The organism is Nonomuraea sp. NPDC005692 (assembly GCF_040631115.1).
In the GTDB taxonomy this organism is placed as follows: domain Bacteria; phylum Actinomycetota; class Actinomycetes; order Streptosporangiales; family Streptosporangiaceae; genus Nonomuraea.
Genome location: NZ_JBEXYU010000022.1, coordinates 168,710 through 184,418 on the forward strand (window position 1 = coordinate 168,710; position 15,709 = coordinate 184,418).

The 15,709-nt window shown below is 72.2% G+C and carries 13 protein-coding genes; 9 read left to right on the plus strand and 4 right to left on the minus strand.

Translation table 11 applies throughout. The features are described 5' to 3' along the window. Positions 1-56: 56 nt before the first annotated feature. From ABZ459_RS35075 to ABZ459_RS35095, 5 genes are read left to right on the plus strand one after another with little or no spacing between them, the layout of a single operon-like run. Positions 57-560, plus strand: a complete 504-nt coding sequence (locus ABZ459_RS35075) for a hypothetical protein (RefSeq protein WP_357979577.1) — start codon at positions 57-59, stop codon at positions 558-560. Then, entirely contained in the window at positions 560-1,969 is a 1,410-nt protein-coding gene (locus ABZ459_RS35080) for a hypothetical protein (protein WP_357979579.1), read from the plus strand. Before ABZ459_RS35075 ends, ABZ459_RS35080 begins: the two co-directional genes overlap by 1 nt. Further along, complete coding sequence (locus tag ABZ459_RS35085) at positions 1,966-3,267, plus strand: VWA domain-containing protein (RefSeq protein WP_357979581.1); 1,302 nt, start codon at positions 1,966-1,968, stop codon at positions 3,265-3,267. The genes ABZ459_RS35080 and ABZ459_RS35085 overlap by 4 nt, the downstream gene beginning before the upstream one ends. Positions 3,268-3,281: 14 nt before the next feature. After that, positions 3,282-4,394 (plus strand): AAA family ATPase, encoded by a 1,113-nt coding sequence (locus ABZ459_RS35090; protein WP_357693738.1) that lies wholly within the window; start codon positions 3,282-3,284, stop codon positions 4,392-4,394. Further along, a complete protein-coding gene (locus ABZ459_RS35095; RefSeq protein WP_357979583.1) occupies positions 4,391-7,144 on the plus strand; it encodes a DUF5682 family protein in 2,754 nt (917 codons plus the stop codon). The genes ABZ459_RS35090 and ABZ459_RS35095 overlap by 4 nt, the downstream gene beginning before the upstream one ends. Before the next feature lie 168 nt (positions 7,145-7,312). Here the strand turns inward: ABZ459_RS35095 and ABZ459_RS35100 are convergent, their stop codons facing one another. The 4 genes from ABZ459_RS35100 to ABZ459_RS35115 form a co-directional block, all read right to left on the minus strand. Next, positions 7,313-8,572 carry a lamin tail domain-containing protein gene (locus ABZ459_RS35100; protein WP_357979585.1) on the minus strand — a complete coding sequence of 420 codons (1,260 nt, stop codon included), beginning with the start codon at positions 8,570-8,572 and terminating at the stop codon, positions 7,313-7,315. Between the two features lie 124 nt (positions 8,573-8,696). Continuing rightward, positions 8,697-10,163 carry a 5-carboxymethyl-2-hydroxymuconate semialdehyde dehydrogenase gene (hpaE, locus tag ABZ459_RS35105; protein WP_357979587.1) on the minus strand — a complete coding sequence of 489 codons (1,467 nt, stop codon included), beginning with the start codon at positions 10,161-10,163 and terminating at the stop codon, positions 8,697-8,699. After that, positions 10,163-11,074, minus strand: a complete 912-nt coding sequence (dapA, locus tag ABZ459_RS35110; protein WP_357979589.1) for a 4-hydroxy-tetrahydrodipicolinate synthase — start codon at positions 11,072-11,074, stop codon at positions 10,163-10,165. The genes hpaE and dapA overlap by 1 nt, the downstream gene beginning before the upstream one ends. A 20-nt stretch (positions 11,075-11,094) precedes the next feature. After that, positions 11,095-12,495 carry a fumarylacetoacetate hydrolase family protein gene (locus tag ABZ459_RS35115; RefSeq protein ID WP_357979591.1) on the minus strand — a complete coding sequence of 467 codons (1,401 nt, stop codon included), beginning with the start codon at positions 12,493-12,495 and terminating at the stop codon, positions 11,095-11,097. Positions 12,496-12,657: 162 nt separating this feature from the next. On the opposite strand from ABZ459_RS35115, the gene hpaD reads away from it, so the two are divergent. The 4 genes from hpaD to ABZ459_RS35135 all read left to right on the plus strand — a co-directional run bounded on the left by hpaD (position 12,658) and on the right by ABZ459_RS35135 (position 15,620). Further along, on the plus strand, positions 12,658-13,518 hold the full coding sequence (hpaD, locus tag ABZ459_RS35120) for a 3,4-dihydroxyphenylacetate 2,3-dioxygenase (protein ID WP_357979593.1): 861 nt from the start codon (positions 12,658-12,660) through the stop codon (positions 13,516-13,518). Positions 13,519-13,532: 14 nt separating this feature from the next. Beyond that, positions 13,533-14,300 (plus strand): alpha/beta hydrolase, encoded by a 768-nt coding sequence (locus ABZ459_RS35125; RefSeq protein ID WP_357979595.1) that lies wholly within the window; start codon positions 13,533-13,535, stop codon positions 14,298-14,300. Further along, positions 14,297-14,962, plus strand: coding sequence for a GntR family transcriptional regulator (locus ABZ459_RS35130; RefSeq protein ID WP_357979597.1), 666 nt, complete (start codon positions 14,297-14,299; stop codon positions 14,960-14,962). Before ABZ459_RS35125 ends, ABZ459_RS35130 begins: the two co-directional genes overlap by 4 nt. Positions 14,963-15,032: 70 nt before the next feature. Then, on the plus strand, positions 15,033-15,620 hold the full coding sequence (locus ABZ459_RS35135) for a TetR/AcrR family transcriptional regulator (RefSeq protein ID WP_352352627.1): 588 nt from the start codon (positions 15,033-15,035) through the stop codon (positions 15,618-15,620). The last annotated feature ends 89 nt before the right edge of the window (positions 15,621-15,709 follow it).

The window sequence follows — 15,709 nt, forward strand, 5'->3', positions numbered from 1 at the left end:
AGCCCATCGGAGTTGGCTGTCGGCGCGAGCATGCCGTCAGACTGGAGGTCGAGACCTTGGACGCGGACGAAACCGCGTGGGAGCAGCGCAGCGTCGTGCGGGTGGTGCCGCCGGTCCAGCCGCGCAAGCTGGCGAAGGTGCCCTTCGTCGAGCTGGCTGACGGCAGGTTGCAGGGGGTCGTGTCGAGCGGGTCCGACATCGAGCGGGTCTACGTCTCGTCGATCGCCGCCGGCACCCACGACCTGAGCTGCAGCACCAACAACAACCGCCCGTGCGGCGCGTTGCACGGCTACGCGTGCAAGCACATCCGCATGCTGGCCGACGAGGCCGTGCTCCAGTACGGCCTCGACCGGGTGGCCCGCTACCTGCGCGTCGAGGTGCCCGAGGGCGGCCACCTGATGAGCGCGCTGAACGGCACTCCCCAGCGCACCCCGGCGGCCGTGGTGTTCAGCCGGTTCCTGCGCCATCTGGCCTACCTGGAGGTGCCCGACAGCACCGAGCCGCTGGCCGAGCTCCACTGGTTCCCGGCGATGGGGCCCGAGACGGGAGAGGTGGGCTGATGCTCGACGTACAGCTCGGGGAGCTGGCCGGCGACGGGCCGGCCGGGGTCGAGGAGGCGCTCGCGCTCGCCACGGGGTTCGACGGCGCGCTCGGGCACGGGTTCGCCCGGGTCGCGGAAGAGCCCGCCGCGGCGCTGGCGGCGCTGGCCGGCGCGCTCGCGGGCTCGCCGCTCGGCGACCGGCTGGGCGAGGCGGTGGAGAAGGTGACCGCGGGGTCGGTCGCCGACGAGCATCTGGCGGCGCTGGCCGGCGGGCGGGCCGCGCTGTTCGGCGCGGTGCACGACGCCCTGCTCGCCCGTCTCGACCAGGCTCTGGGCCGCAGCCGCGCACCCTGGCCGCCGGCCGCCGCCACGGACGCCACAACAGGGGCGGCGTCCGTGGGCGGCGTGCCGGAGAACCTGCTGGCCGGGTGCCGGGTGTGGTTGCGGGAGCTGGCGATCACCGGCTGGCGGGGCGTCGACGACGACCTCGTCTCCGGCGCCGACCAGGCGATCGAGGCGCTGCTCGCGGTGCCCGAGCTGCGCGGGCTCGCCGTGCTGCTCGACGGCCTGGCGACCGAGCTGCGGGCCTCGTCCCCGGTGGCGACCATGGACCGGCTGCCGCTCAGGCGGTGGGCCGACCTGTGGACGCGCGGGCTGCTGCTCGCCCAGTCAGGCCCGTGGCACGGCGTGCCCGAGCCGGTGTCGGGGCGGCTGCTGATCCTCGGCGCCGACGTGCACGAGCACGCCACGGTCGTCCGGGTGCAGGTGCACGGCGTCCTGGAGGAGGCCGGCGGCCAGACGCGGCTGGTGCGTACCAGCGTCGCGGCGGCCAAGGTCGACACCATCGTGGGGCCGTCGGTGTGGCGGCTGTTCGGCGGCCGGCCCGTGCTCATGGGCGCGCTGGCCGACCACCGGTCCGTGGAGATCGACGGCATGCCGCTGCTGCCCGGCGGCGACCTGCTGTGGCACGACGACCGCGCCCGCACCGGCGCCGAGGCCGACCCGTTCACCACCGCGCGGGTGCAGCTCGCGGGCGCGCTGGCCCCGGCCACGCCGCCGCTCGACCGCCACCCCGTGCGCATCGCCGAGCCGGTGCTGGTCGAGGGGTACACGGTCGACGGGCACACCCTCGTCCTGGGCGGCAACAAGCTCGCCCTCGATCTCGACCGGCTCCCGGCGAGCTGCCCGCTCACGCCGGAGCTGGTGGCCGCGTCCACGGCGTGCGTCGGGCTGGTGCGCCGCGACGGCGGCAGGTGGCTGCTGCAGCCGCTCGCCGTCCAGGCCACGGTCAAGAAGAAGCCGGTCACCGTGCACAACGGCGACTGGGCGAACGGCCCGACCGACCCCAAGGTCGTCAAGGCCGAGGCCAAGGCCGGCGACGTGGTCGCCGTGCTGCGCGAACGGGCAGGACGGCTGCTGCGGAAATGACCGACTCGACCACGAGCGCCGACGAGACCCGGCGCCAAGTACTGTACTGGCGGCTCATGTCGCGGCTGTTCTCGGCCGACGAGCAGCCCGCGCTGGAGACGGCCAGCATGGGCATCGTCGGCGACCTGGAGCTGCCGCCCGCGCTGCTCGACCCCGGCGTCTCGGTGGACACCCTCGTCCAGCGGTTCCCCGAGCTGGGCGCCGAGCTCCAGGACCTGATGGCCGACAAGGAGCACGAGGAGGGCGGCGAGGTGCGCCGCGCCGCCCTGGTCTCCAAGCTGCTGCTCAACGTGTTCTCCACCGGCACGGGCGACGTCACGGCGGGCGACCTGGCCCGCTGGAAGCAGGACGCCGCCTGGTTCGAGAAGGGCATGGGCTGCGAGCCCGGCGGCCTGCGGCACGGGCCGGGCAACGAAGAGCTGGCCGCCGTGCTCGCCATGATCGAGGGCGGCCTGGTCAAGCGCATGCGCCTGCGCGAGGTGCTGGCCGACCCAGCCCTGGCCAGGCAGCTCACCCCCAGCATGTCGCTCATCGAGCAGCTGCTGCGCGACAAGTCCAACCTGTCGGGCGTCGCCCTGGCCAACGCCAAGGCGCTGATCCGCAGGTTCGTCGACGAGGTCGCCGAGGTGCTGCGCACGCAGGTGGAGAAGACCAGCGTGGGCGTCATCGACCGGTCGGTGCCGCCGAAGCGGGTCTTCCGCAACCTCGACATCGAGCGCACGATCTGGAAGAACCTCACCAACTGGAGCTCCGACGACCAGCGGCTCTACGTCGACCGGCTCTACTACCGGCAGACGGCCCGCCGCACCACGCCGGCCCGGCTCATCGTGGTCGTCGACCAGTCGGGCTCGATGGTCGACGCGATGGTCAACTGCACCATCCTGGCCTCGATCTTCGCCGGCCTGCCCAAGGTCGACGTGCACCTCGTCGCGTACGACACCCGCGCGCTCGACCTGACGCCGTGGGTGCACGACCCGTTCGAGGTGCTGCTGCGCACGACGCTCGGCGGCGGCACCGACGGCACGGCCGCGATGGCCCTGGCCAGGCCGAAGATCGCCGATCCGCGCAACACCGTGATGGTGTGGATCTCCGACTTCTACGACAACCGCTCGCTGATCAACGACTTCGGGTCGATCCACCGCTCGGGGGTCAAGTTCATCCCCGTCGGCTCGGTCAACAGCTCCGGCCACCAGAGCGTCGACCCGTGGTACCGCCAGAAACTCAAGGACCTGGGCACCCCCGTGCTCTCGGGCCACGTCCGCAAGCTCGTCTTCGAGCTCAAGAACTTCCTCACCTAGGAGAACCCCCGACCATGAGTGACATGCTGCGCGCCCCCGCAGAGGTGAAGTACGCCGACGAGCTCGACTGGCTGGAGTCGGTCGACGACGGCCCCAAGCCGTTCTCGTGGCGGCTCAGCCCGCGCATGATCCGCATCTTCATCCTCGGCTCCGAGCGCTCCGACGGGCTCGACCGCGAGATCCCGCAGAAGTGGTTCGGTGACCGCAGCTTCGTCGAGCGCAGCATCGTGACGCTGGCCTCCGACCGCGGCCTGCTGCTGATCGGCGACCCGGGCACGGGCAAGAGCTGGCTGGCCGAGCTGCTGTCCGCGGCGATCTCCCGCAACTCCACGCTGGTCGTGCAGGGCACCGCGGGCACCACCGAAGACCACATCAAATACTCGTGGAACGTCTCGATGGTCATCGCCAAGGGCCAGTCGCGCGAGTCGATGATCCCCTCGCCGATCATGAACGCCATGGAGCAGGGCGTGATCGGCCGCTTCGAGGAGCTGACCCGCTCGACCAGCGACGTCCAGGACGCGCTGATCTCCATCCTGTCGGAGAAGTACGTCTCCATCCCCGAGCTCGACGACGACAACATCGTCTTCGCCCAGCCCGGCTTCTCGATCATCGCCACCGCCAACAGCCGCGACCGGGGCGTCAACGACCTGTCCTCCGCGCTCAAGCGCCGCTTCAACTTCGTCCGCATCCCGGTGGTGACGAACAAGAAGAGCGAGGCGGAGATCGTCCGGTTCCGTACCGAGGAACTGCTGCGCCGGCACCAGATCGAGCTCGACCTGCCGCCCACGCTGCTGGACATCCTGCTGCAGAGCTTCGCCGACCTGCGGGCCGCGGCCGCCTCGGCGACCAGCGACGACGAGAAGCTGGAGTCCGCGCTGTCCACGGCCGAGCAGATCGGCGTGCTGGAGGACGCCATCCTGCACAGCCACTTCTTCGGCGACCGCACGCTGCGCCCCGATACGCTGGCCGGCTCGCTGGTCGGCTCGCTGGCCCGGCGCAGCCCGGAGGACCTGGCCATCCTCAACAAGTACTGGCACGGTGTGGTCGAGCCGCGCAGCAAGAAGGACGGCGGCCCGTGGCAGGACTTCCTCGAGGGCGGCCGCCAGGCCATCTCCACCCTGTCATGAGCCTCTTCCAACCGCTGAAGGAGCAGCTCAGCGAGGCCGCCTCGGCCTTCGCGGGCGCCGGCGCGGTGTCGTCCATCCTCACCGGCATCGTCGAGGACGTCGACCGGGCGCTGCGCGAGGAGCTGGAGATCTTCCCGGTCTGCCACCATTCGCCGGCCTCGGCGCTGGCCATGGTGCGCCGCCTGCGGGAGAAGCAGCCCAAGGTCATCTACCTGGAGCTCTGCGAAGACCTGGCCCCGCTGCTGACCGAGCTGCGCAACTGCCGGCTCCCGGTGGCGCTCCAGGCGTTCGCGACCGACCTCGACGGTTTCCCCAAGGGCTCGGGGCCGCTGAGCGTGGTGGCCCCGATCACCGAGGCGTCGGCCGAGTACCAGGCCATCTCGTACGCGCTGGAGACCCCGGGCGTCGAGCTGGTGCTGGTCGACCGCTCGGCCGACCACGTCTTCCAGTGGCTGCCGCGCGAACGGGAGGAGCCGGCGAAACCGGGGGAGGAGGCCGGCCTGCACGGCGACGCCGTCGGCGTGGAGATCGGCGACCTGCGCCCCCGCTTCGCCGAGCTGGAGGAGCACCTGCTCCACCACGGCAAGGTCCGCCACTGGTCGGAGTGGTGGGACCAGTACGTCGAGCAGCCGCTCTCCGGCGCCGACTACGACACCTACCGCCAGGTCATGGTCCTCATCGGCAGCCTGTTCCGCCGGTTGCGCCCCGACGACGACCGGCTGGCCGGCGACGAGGAGCGCGAGCGCTACATGTGGACCAGGATGCGCGAGCACCTGTCCGCCTCGGGCGCCGACCCGGCCGACTGCCTCTACGTCTGCGGCGCCTTCCACGCCGCCAGCCGCGTCGAGCAGTTCGGCCTGGCCGCCACGGCTCCGTACGAGATCGGCCCCCGCACCGCGACCCGCTGGCTGTACGGGCTGATCCCCTCCAGCCACTCGGCCATCGAGGCGCAGTTCGGGCTGGCCTCGGGGTCGGTGTCGATCGCCGCCGCCACCTGGGCCAAGGCGGTGACGCGGAGCAAGCTGACCCCGTTCCAGCTCAGCGGGCAGAAGGGGGCGCGGAAACGGCCGGTCAAGCTGCCCGCGCCGGCCGCGCCGGCGCAGGTCGCCGACCGGCTGACCGGGTTCCTGTCCAGGCCGCCCACGCTCGACGCGCTCGACGAGGCCGAGCTGCTGGGCTGGAGCGTCGACATCGTCCGGCTGGCCCGGCGCAACGGCTACCTCGCCAGCACCGCCGACGCCATCGCGGTGTTCGAGACGTCGATCCTGCTGGCCGGCATGCGCAACCGGGCCAGGCCCACGCCGTACGACTTCCAGGACGCGGCGGTCACCTGCATCGAGAAGGACGTCGTGCCGGGCCGGCGCGACGTGCGGCGCCTGTGCGAGATCCTGCTCGGCGGCGACCGCATCGGCTCGGTCGGCTACGACGCGCTGCCGCCGCTGGCCCAGAACGTCTACGACCGGCTGCGGCCGCTCGGCGTCGACTTCGACAAGCGCACGATCCAGCGGGCGCTGCTCGACCTGCACTCCGACCCGGAGCTGCGGCCCTGCTCCGACCTGCTGTGGATGCTGCGCTTCCTGCTGCCCGCCGACGCGGCCCGGCCGATCATGGGCGAGCGCAAGCTCGGCGAGCGGCCCATCCAGGAGAGCTGGGACCTCGCGCTCGGCCGCAACCAGCGGGCCATCATCGAGCTCGGCTACGAGGGCGTCACCATCGAGCAGGTGGTCGAACAGCGGCTGCGGCGCGCGGTCTGGGAGCCGGACGCCACCGCCGCCGTGGCCCTGGCCGCCGTCGAGGACGCCATCCTCTACCTGGGCGGCGGGCGCGTCGCCGACGAGCTGGGCGCGCGGGCGGTGGAGCTGCTCGCCACCGAGCGCGGCGTCGACGACGCGCCCGACGTGCTGCGCCGCATCCGCCGCCTGCTGGCCTACTACCGCACCGCCGAGCCCACGCTGCCGGCGTGGTGCGAGGCGTTCGTGACCGAGGGGTACGCGCACTACTGCACCCTGCTCCCCACCGCGTTCGTCGAGGACGACACCGGGGTGCGGCAGGTGTCGGCGATGCTCGGGTTCCTGTTCACGATGGAGGGGCTGGCGCTGGCGCTCGGGTGCGACCGGGCGCAGCTGGAGATCGCGGTGCGGCAGTCGCATCCGGAGGCGCCGGCCAAGGTGGCGCTGCTGTGGGCCGCCCAGCACCTGCTGGGGCTGCTGCCGCTGGCCGAGCTGCGGTCGCGGTGCGACGAGCTGCTCGGCAACCCGCTGGTCATCCCGTCGTTCCCGCAGTACATCACCGGGTTCGTGCAGGCGATGGAGCCGGCTCCGGCGCTGTCCGGGTTCGTGGTGGAGGTGATCTCCAAGGCGTTCGGACGGCTGCCCGACCAGGTGCTGCTGCCGTGGTTGCCGAAGCTGATCACGACGCTGCGCGACCAGGCGGGCGAGCTGATGCCGGTCCTCGTCCGGGAGGCCGGGCGCACGTTCCCCGGCAGCCTGACGGCGGTCGACGCCTGGACACCGCCGTGGGCCCGTACGGCGGCTGCCGCGCCGAAGGCGGCCCCCGCGGTCGCGTCCGGGCCGGTCGCCGAGCTGCTGGCGGGTCATCCGGCGACGTGCGACGCGGTGGCGGGGCTGCTGGGCTGCGAAGGCGGCTGGCAGCAGACCACCCCTGCCGCCGGGCCCCGGCACCGTGAGGTCGAAACCCTCCTCACCACCCATCCGGCCACGGCGGACGCCTTGGCAACCCTGCTCACCTGACCACCACCCGCCTGCCCCTCGCCCTGAGCACCGCCGAAACGCGGGCGCTCAGGGCGAGGGTTCCCCCATGCAAGGCGGAAGGCGTTCAGGGCGAGGGACGCGGCGGGGCGGGGCGGGGCTTCCTGTGTGCGGCGGGTTCCTGCGCGGGCGGGTGGGGGGACGGGGTGGTCAGCGGCCGAAGCAGATGGTGTGGCCGGGGCGGACGTGGTCGGGTTTGTAGGTGGCCTGGTCGATCGTGACGCCCTCGGGGGAGACGAGGAGGATGGTTTCGCCCTGGTTGCGGAGCTGTACCCGGCCGTCGAGCACGACCTGCAGCACGCCCCCGCCCGCCAGCACCCCCGTCAGCTCCATGCGCCCGCCCTTCGAGTCCGCCAGCCCCCACCCGCCGAGGTCCACGGACCGGCCGGTGACGTTGAGGAGGGTGACGGTCTCGTGCCCCCGGTCGGCCCCCACCGGGTCGGGCAGCGCGGCCACGATCAGCACGTCCCCGGTGGACGGCGGGCGCGCGACGACGGGCGCGCCGGGCGGCGCCGGGTCGGGGCTGATGACGAAGTCCTCGGGCCAGGCCGTGAGCTGGATCTGGATGCCCGAGGCCCGGATCACGTCGTGCAGGTTGCCGTGTTCGAGCCGGTCCAGCAGGAACACCGCGTCGTCCCGGTTGACGGGGTCGGCCCGGAGCCAGGCGTCGAAGCCGTCGAGGTTCGCCGCCCCGGTCGCCAGGTAGGGCACCAGCCGGCGGAACAGCTTCGGCCACATGACGAGCCCGGTGAGCGCGTCCAGCGAGCCGACCTCGGCGGGCCCGTCGGGGTCGGCGGCCGAACGTGGCCAGATGCCGGTGGGCGACGCCGCCGTCCTGGCCGCACGCGACACGCCGGCCAGGTGCGTGCGCAGCGTCGCGGGCAGCGTGGCGTAGAAGGCCGGGTACGTCAGCCCGGCGGCCAGCAGCCTGGCGTTCGCCGACGTGTCCACCAGCGCCTCGTCGAGGAACACGGCCTGCCCGTCGGGCCCGGGGTGCTCGCCGGTGAACGCGAAGCCGATCAGCCGGCCGTTGGCGTCGATGCCGTTGCTGAGGACGTGCCCGCGCAGCTCGTCCTGGTCGGCCGAGCGGACCTTGTTGGGCAGGTCGTCGTAGAAGTGCACGTTCGTGAAGCCGAGCAGGCGCAGCAGCTCGTCGCGGGCGGCGTTCGCGCCGGTCAGCTCCTGGTGGGTGTCCTGGAAGTGGGTCTCGAGGGCGTCGATGGCCTCCAGGCGGACGGAGATGCCGCGCGCGCTGAGCTCCGGCGGCCGTCCGGACGGCCGGGCCAGCCCTTCGACCAGCGCGGGCGTGTCCGGCCTGAACTTGATCGTGTCGCCGTCGGGCTCGGGGCCCTGCCGGGGAAGGTCCGGGTAACGAATCACGAAGCTGCCGCGCAAAAGTGTGTAGCTCATTGGGTTCCCCCCCAAAGATGGCCATCACCGCCGTATCGGCCACCGGGAGCGTAACTCCGCGCACTTCTCGGCGTCCACGTCCCACGCCGGGCCGAAGGAGCGGCCCGGCGGAGGACGTGCCGGCTCAGGCGGCTCCGAACCGGGGGATCGGCAGGTCCTCGGTGGCCAGGTGCACGATGTGCGACTCGGTGTAGACGTCGATGCTGTGCCTGCCGCCCTCCCGGCCCACGCCGCTGGCCTTCACCCCGCCGAACGGCGTGCGCAGGTCGCGCACGTTCTGGGAGTTGACCCAGACCATGCCCGCCTCGATCGACTGGGCCAGCCGGTGCGTCCGGCGCAGGTCGTTGGTCCACAGGTACGCCGCCAGGCCGTACCGGGTCGCGTTGGCCAGCTCCACCGCCTCCGTCTCGGTGGAGAAGGGCGTCACGCAGACGACCGGTCCGAAGATCTCCTCCTGGAAGATCCGCATGGTCGGGGCCACGTCGGCGAACACCGTCGCGGCCAGGAAGTTGCCCGCCGTCAGGTGCTCGGGCCGGGACCCGCCGGCGACCAGGCGGGCGCCCTCGCGCGAGCCGAGCTCGACGTACTCCATGACCCGCTCGTAGTGCTCGGGATGGATGAGCGCGCCCAGCTCGGTGGCGGGGTCGCCGGGCGCGCCGACGCGTACCCGCGCGGCCCGCTCGGCCAGCCTGGCCACGAACTCCTCGTACACGGTGTCCTGGACGAGGATCCGCGAGCTGGCCGTGCAGCGCTCGCCGTTCAGCGAGAACACGCCGAAGACGGCCGCGTCGAGCGCCCGCTCCAGGTCGGCGTCCGCGAAGACGAGCAGCGGCGACTTGCCGCCCAGCTCCATCGACAACGTCTTCAGCGACGACGCGGCGTTGCGCATGATGGTCTGCCCGGTGCCGCTCTCGCCGGTGAAGGAGATCACCGGCACGTCGGGGTGGGCCACCAGGGCCGCGCCCGCGTCCTCGCCGATGCCGTGGACCAGGTTGAACACGCCCTCGGGCAGCCCGGCCTCCTCCATGATCTCCGGCAGCAGGCTCGCCGACGCCGGTGACCACTCGGCCGGCTTGAGCACCACCGGGCACCCGGCCGCCAGCGCCGGGGCCAGCTTCCAGGTCTCCAGCATGAACGGCGTGTTCCACGGCGTGATCAGCCCGGCCACGCCGACCGGCTTGCGCACGACGTAGTTGAGCTGCGCGGAGCCGACGCGGTAGACGTCCTCGCCCATGGTGGTGATCACGTCGGCGAAGAAGCGGAAGTTGTGCGCCGCGCGGCGGGCCTGGCCGCGGGCCTGGGTGATCGGCAGGCCGGTGTCCCGGCACTCCAGCGCGGCGATCTCGTCGTCCCTGGACTCGATGGCCGCCGCGACCGCGCGCAGCGTCCCGGCCCGCTGCTCGGCGGGCATCGTGCTCCACGGGCCGTCGGTGAACGCCTTCTGGGCGGCGGCGACGGCCGCGTCCACGTCGGCCGCGCCGCCCGCGGCCACCTCCAGGTACGGCTCGTTCGTGGTCGGGTCGAGCGCGGTGAAGGTCGCACCGGACTGGCTCGGGACGTGCCGGCCGCCGATGTAGTGCTCCAGTTTCATCAGGCGACTCCCTCGCTCTGTGCCAGTAGTTCGTTGATCCGGGCGATGCCGGGCTCGGTGGGGGTGATCAGGGGGGCCCGTACGTGGCCGGAGGCGATCAGGCCGCGCTGCTCCAGCACCCACTTGGCGGGCGCCGGGTTCGTCTCCACGAACAGCAGCTCGACCAGCGGGTGCAGCGAGTAGTGCAGCTCCAGCGCGGTCGCGTGGTCGCCGGACGTGTACGTCTCGTACATGCGGGCCACGGTCTTCGGCGCGAGGTTGGCCGCCGCGCTGACGAAGCCGACGCCGCCGATGGCCAGCAGCGGCAGGCAGAGCAGCTCGATGCCGGACCACATGAGGAAGTCGCGCCCGCACAGGTTGAGCACGTGCGAGAAGTGCTCGAAGTCCTTGGTGGTCTCCTTGATGCCGACGATGTTGTCGTGGTCGCGGCGCAGCCTGGCCACGGTCGCGGGGGCGATGTCGACGGCGGTGCGCGAGGGCACGTTGTAGATCACGATCGGCAGCGCGGGGAACTCGGCGGCGACCGTGGCGTACCACCGGTAGAGGGCTTCCTGGGTGGGACGGGCGTAGTAGGGCGTGATGACCAGCGCGGCGTCGGCGCCCAGGCGCTCGGCCTCGGCGGTCAGCCGCAGGGTCTCGTCGAGCTTGGCCGAGCCGGTGCCGGGCAGGAAGGGCACCCGGTCGGCGGTCTCCTCGGCCACCACGGCCATCGCCGCGACGCGCTCCTCGACGGACTGGGCGCCTGGCTCGCCGGTGGACCCGCCGGTCGAGACGCCGTGCGAGCCCTGGTCGAGCTGCCAGCGCACCAGCGAGCGCAACGAGTCGAGGTCCAGCGACCCGTCGGCGGCGAACGGCGTCACCACGGGGGCGATGGATCCGCGAATGGTCGACGGATCCGAGCGGAACTTCATGGGTTCTCCTTTTTGGGGGGTCAGCGCTGCTGCTCGTACGCCTCGCGCCAGGCGCCCTTCAGCGGGTAGAGGCCGTCGATCGAGGCTCCCTCGCAGACGCGATCGAGGATGAAACGCTCCTCGTCCTCCTGCCGGGCGGCGTCCCCGGCGACCTCGGCGACCAGCGCGGGCGGGATGACGACGACTCCTTCGGCGTCGCCCACCAGCACGTCGCCGGGACACACCAGCACGCCGCCGCAGTCCACCGGCACCTGGGAGTCCATCGGGACGTGGCGGCGGCCGAGCACGGCGGCGTGCGCGGCGCCGTAGTAGGCGGGCAGGTCGAGCGAGGCGAAGGAGGGGCTGTCGCGCAGGCCGCCGTCGGTGACGACGCCGGCCGCGCCGCGGCGCAGGGCGCGCATGGCCAGGATGTCGCCCAGCGTGCCCGCGCCGTGCTCGCCGCGGGCGGAGATGACCAGCACCTCGCCCGGCTGGAGCTCCTCGACGGTGCGCTTCTGGGCGTTCATGCCGCCGCCGCGCTCGGCGAAGACGTCCTCGCGCAGCGGCAGGTAGCGCAGGGTGCGTGCGACGCCGACCATGCGCAGGTCGGGACGGGCGGGGCGGACGCCCTCGATGAAGTGGTGGTCGATGCCGCGTGCGCGGAGCTGGGAGGAGAGCGTCGCGGTCGAGACCGAGCGCAGCGCGGCGACGACCTCCGGGGTCAGGGGGCCGGGGGCGGGGTGGGCGGCGCCGTACGCGGCGGCCCTGGTCGCCTCGGTGACCTGGGGCTGGACGCCGTATGCCGCGGGTGGCCCCTGGCCGGCGACGACCTCGTTGCGCAGCCGGGCCGTGCCCTCCAGCTCGACCTCCACCACGTCGCCGGGCCGTACGACGGTCGAGCCCGCCGGGGTGCCGGCCAGGATCAGGTCGCCGGGCTCCAGCGTCATGTACCGGGACAGGTCGGCGATGAGCAGGTCGAAACCGAACAGCAGCTCGTCGGTGCACGCCTCCTGGGCGAGCTTCCCGTTGACGTACGTGCGCAGCCACAACCATCCGGGATCGGCGCCGGTGAGCAGTTCGGAGCCGACCGGGGTGAACCCGTCCTGGCCCTTGGCCCGCAGGTTGGAGCCGAGGTCGGCGTGCTTGAAGTCGTAGACGCCGAAGTCGTTGGCCGCCACGTACCCGGCCACGTGCTCCAGCGCGTGCTCGGGGGAGACGCGATGGGCGCGGCTGCCGATCAGGACGCCGATCTCGCCCTCGAACGCCAGCAGCTCGCACCCCTCGGGACGCACCACGGGCCGTCCGGACCAGGACAGGGACGTCGGCGGCTTGAGGAAGTAGGAGGGGACGGCAGGGGTGCGACCGCGCTCGGCGGCCCGGCCGCGGTAGTTCAGATGGACCGCGACGATCTTCCCTGGTGACAGTCCGAGAGGGTGTCCCACCTCGTCTCCTTCCAAATCATATACGACATCATTTATGTTATGGCATGTGGAACAATATCGACATACCCCATCAGATGCCTACATGATGCTCATCACGTCATCAGTGGAGAGGAGAGTGCGGATGATGGTTCAGACCGCCCAAGCAGGCCGGGGAGTGGCGTGATGGGTGAGATCGTGCTGGCCGCCAAGATCACGCACGTGCCGTCGATCTGGCTGTCGATCCAGCCCGGCAAACACTTCGGCATCCGCCGGCCCGCGGAGCTCGCCCTCACCGAGGTCGGTAGGCGGGCGCGCGAGCGCGGCGCGGACACGTTCCTGATCGCCGACACCCATTGGATGAACAGCATCGGCTTCCACCTCAACGGCAAGCCGCGCCACCAGGCCACGTACGTCAGCCATGAGTTGCCGCACTTCATCCACGACCTCGCCTACGACTACGCGGGCGATCCCGAGCTGGCCGAGCTGATCCGCGAGGAGATCGTCGCGGGCGGCCAGAAGGCCCGCGTGCACACCTACCAGGACCTGGGCCTGGAGTACGCCACACTCGTGCCGATGTACTTCATGAACCAGGACTCCGACATCCGGGTCCTGCCCATCGGCTGCAACATCTACTCGACCGTCGAGGAGAACCGGCGGATCGGCGAGGCGCTGCTGCGGGCCGTGCTTCGCAGCGACAGGAAGGTGGCCTTCCTGGCCAGCGGGTCCCTCTCGCACGCCTTCCCGCCCAACGAGATCGCCGAGTCGCTGCTCGACGACGTGAGCAGCGAGCTGAACCGCAAGGTGGACCACGCGGTGCTGGAGATGTGGGACGAAGGGCGCATCCCAGAATTCCTCGACATGTTGCCCGACTACAACGAGCGGTGCACCGGCGAGGGGGCGATGGCCGACACCGCCATGCTGTTCGGGCTGCTGGGCTGGCGCGAGTACACCGGTCGGGGCGAGCAGCTCTGCCCGTACTTCGGCAGCAGCGGCACCGGCCAGGTGGTCGTCGACTTCCCCGTACCCGCGTACCAGACGAGATGAAGGAGCCGGCGCACATGACGGCCGTACAGACGTTCACGCCCGACCGGCCCGCCGGGGCGCCGCCCGTGCTGCTGCTGCACGGGTTCGCCTCCAGCGGGCGGCAGGACTGGGTGGAGACCGGGATCGCGGCGGAGCTGGCCGCGGCCGGGCGCGTGGTCGTCGTGCCCGACCTGCCCGGTCACGGCGAGAGCCCGGTCCCGGCCGAGCCGGCGGGCGCGCCCGAGATCGCGGCCGCGCTGCTCGCCCTGACCGGCGAGGGGCCGCTCGACGTGGTGGGGTACTCGCTCGGCGCCCGGCTCGCCTGGGAGCTGCCGGAGCTGGCGCCCGACCGGGTGCGCGCGGTCGTGCTGGGCGGGCTCAGCCCGTTCGAGCCGTTCGCCGCGCTCGACGTGGCGGCGCTGCGCTCGGCCGTCGCGGGCGGCGAGCCGGGCGACCCGATGACCGGCATGATCGCGGCGATGATCGCGGGCGCCTCCGGCGGCGACCCGGAGCGGGCCGCCGGGCTGGTGCGGCTGGTCGAGGGCCTGCGCGGCACGCCGTTCGAGCCCAAGGGCTGGGCCGGGCGCACGCCGCCGGTGTTCGTGGCGGGCGCGCAGGACATGATGACCTCCGGCATCGAGAACGTCGTCGCGCTGGCCCCCGGCGCCCGGCTGGTCACCGTCCCCGGCGACCACCGCGGCGCGCTGGCCGGCCCCGAGTTCCGCGCCGTGCTCCGCGAGGCGCTCGGCCCGGCGTCGGGCACGGCCCCTGACGCGGCGTCCGGCCCGGTGCTCGGCACGTGACGAGCACCGGCGGAGTCGCGTCGAAGGCGGAGCTCAGCTACGAGATCCTGCGTTCGCGCATCCTGGACGGCACCTACGGCCCCGGTTACCAGCTCGTCATGGACCGCCTCGCGCGGGAGATCGGCGTGAGCACGATCCCCCTGCGCGAGGCGCTGCGCCGCCTGCAGTCCGACGGGCTGGTGGAGGTCGTGCGCAACGTCGGCGCCCGCGTCGCGGTCTTCGACGCGGCGCAGGTGCGGCACACGCTGGAGGTGCTGGCCCGCCTGGAGGGGTACGCGACCGCCGTCGCGGCCCCGCGCATGGGCCCGGCGGACGTGGCGCGCTCCCGCGAGATCAACGCCCGGCTGTTCCAGGCGCTCGACTCCTTCGACCCCGCCGCGTTCACCGCGCTCAACCGCGCCTTCCACTTCTCGGTCTACGAGCACTGCGACGACGAGCACCTGAACTTCCTGCTGGAGGCCGAATGGACCAGGCTGGACCACATGCGGCGCTCGGTGTTCGGCTATCTGCCGGGCCGGGCCCGCCGTTCGGTCGAGGAGCACGAGCACCTGCTCGATCTCATCGCCGGGGGAGCCGACCCCGCCGAGATCGAACGGCTGGCCTGCGCGCACAAGACGAACACCGCCGGCGCCCTCTATGACGTCCGGGTCACCCGCGGCTAACGATCGGGTCATGCCCTCCCGGCATTTTGTCCTACACTGGTAGACGAAACGCCGTACAGAGGGGTGCCGCATGCCCAAGATCATCGACCACGACCAGCGTCGCAGCGACATCATCGACGTCACGTGGGACCTGATCACGAAGGGGGGCATCGAGGCGGCCACCATGCGCGAGATCGCGAACGCGGCGGGCTTCGCCAACGGCGCGCTCAAGCACTACTTCCCCGGCAAGGAAGACATCATCGAGGCGACGTACGAGCGCGCCCTGGCCATCGTGACCAGCTACGTCAAGCTCGACGGCCGCCGCGGGCTGGGCGCACTGCGCGAGATGTGCGAGGCCGCGATGCCGATCGACGAGGAGCGCATCACGGCCGGCCGGGTGCTGCTGATCTTCTGGCAGACCTCGCTGACCAACCCCAAGCTGTACGACAAGTACCTGGAGCACCTGCGTGCCTGGCGCGGCATGCTGCACCGGCTGATCGAGGAGGGCCGCGCCGACGGCGACATCCACACCTCGATCCCCGACGAGCAACTGGTGGACGAGCTCGTGCTGCTCAACGCGGGCGCCAACGTGATGAGCCTGGTCGGCCCGCAGTTCTCCACGGTCGAGCTGCAGAAGCGGCACCTGGAGTCGTTCTTCGACCGCATCTCCCGGCCCTGACCCGCGCGCTCCGGCCCGCGCCGCCGATCGTTGCCGCACCGACTCGGCGCTGAGCGTCGGCTGCCAGTCGAAGACGTACCCGCCCTCCA

Bases quoted from the DNA above. Each gene is read 5' to 3' on its own strand.
- hpaD (WP_357979593.1), top strand. From the start codon at position 12,658: ATGGGTGAGATCGTGCTGGCCGCCAAGATCACGCACGTGCCGTCGATC.
- hpaE (WP_357979587.1), bottom strand. From the start codon at position 10,163: ATGAAACTGGAGCACTACATCGGCGGCCGGCACGTCCCGAGCCAGTCC.
- ABZ459_RS35095 (WP_357979583.1), top strand. From the start codon at position 4,391: ATGAGCCTCTTCCAACCGCTGAAGGAGCAGCTCAGCGAGGCCGCCTCG.
- ABZ459_RS35085 (WP_357979581.1), top strand. From the start codon at position 1,966: ATGACCGACTCGACCACGAGCGCCGACGAGACCCGGCGCCAAGTACTG.
- ABZ459_RS35135 (WP_352352627.1), top strand. From the start codon at position 15,033: ATGCCCAAGATCATCGACCACGACCAGCGTCGCAGCGACATCATCGAC.
- dapA (WP_357979589.1), bottom strand. From the start codon at position 11,074: ATGAAGTTCCGCTCGGATCCGTCGACCATTCGCGGATCCATCGCCCCC.
- ABZ459_RS35125 (WP_357979595.1), top strand. From the start codon at position 13,533: ATGACGGCCGTACAGACGTTCACGCCCGACCGGCCCGCCGGGGCGCCG.
- ABZ459_RS35100 (WP_357979585.1), bottom strand. From the start codon at position 8,572: ATGAGCTACACACTTTTGCGCGGCAGCTTCGTGATTCGTTACCCGGAC.
- ABZ459_RS35080 (WP_357979579.1), top strand. From the start codon at position 560: ATGCTCGACGTACAGCTCGGGGAGCTGGCCGGCGACGGGCCGGCCGGG.
- ABZ459_RS35090 (WP_357693738.1), top strand. From the start codon at position 3,282: ATGAGTGACATGCTGCGCGCCCCCGCAGAGGTGAAGTACGCCGACGAG.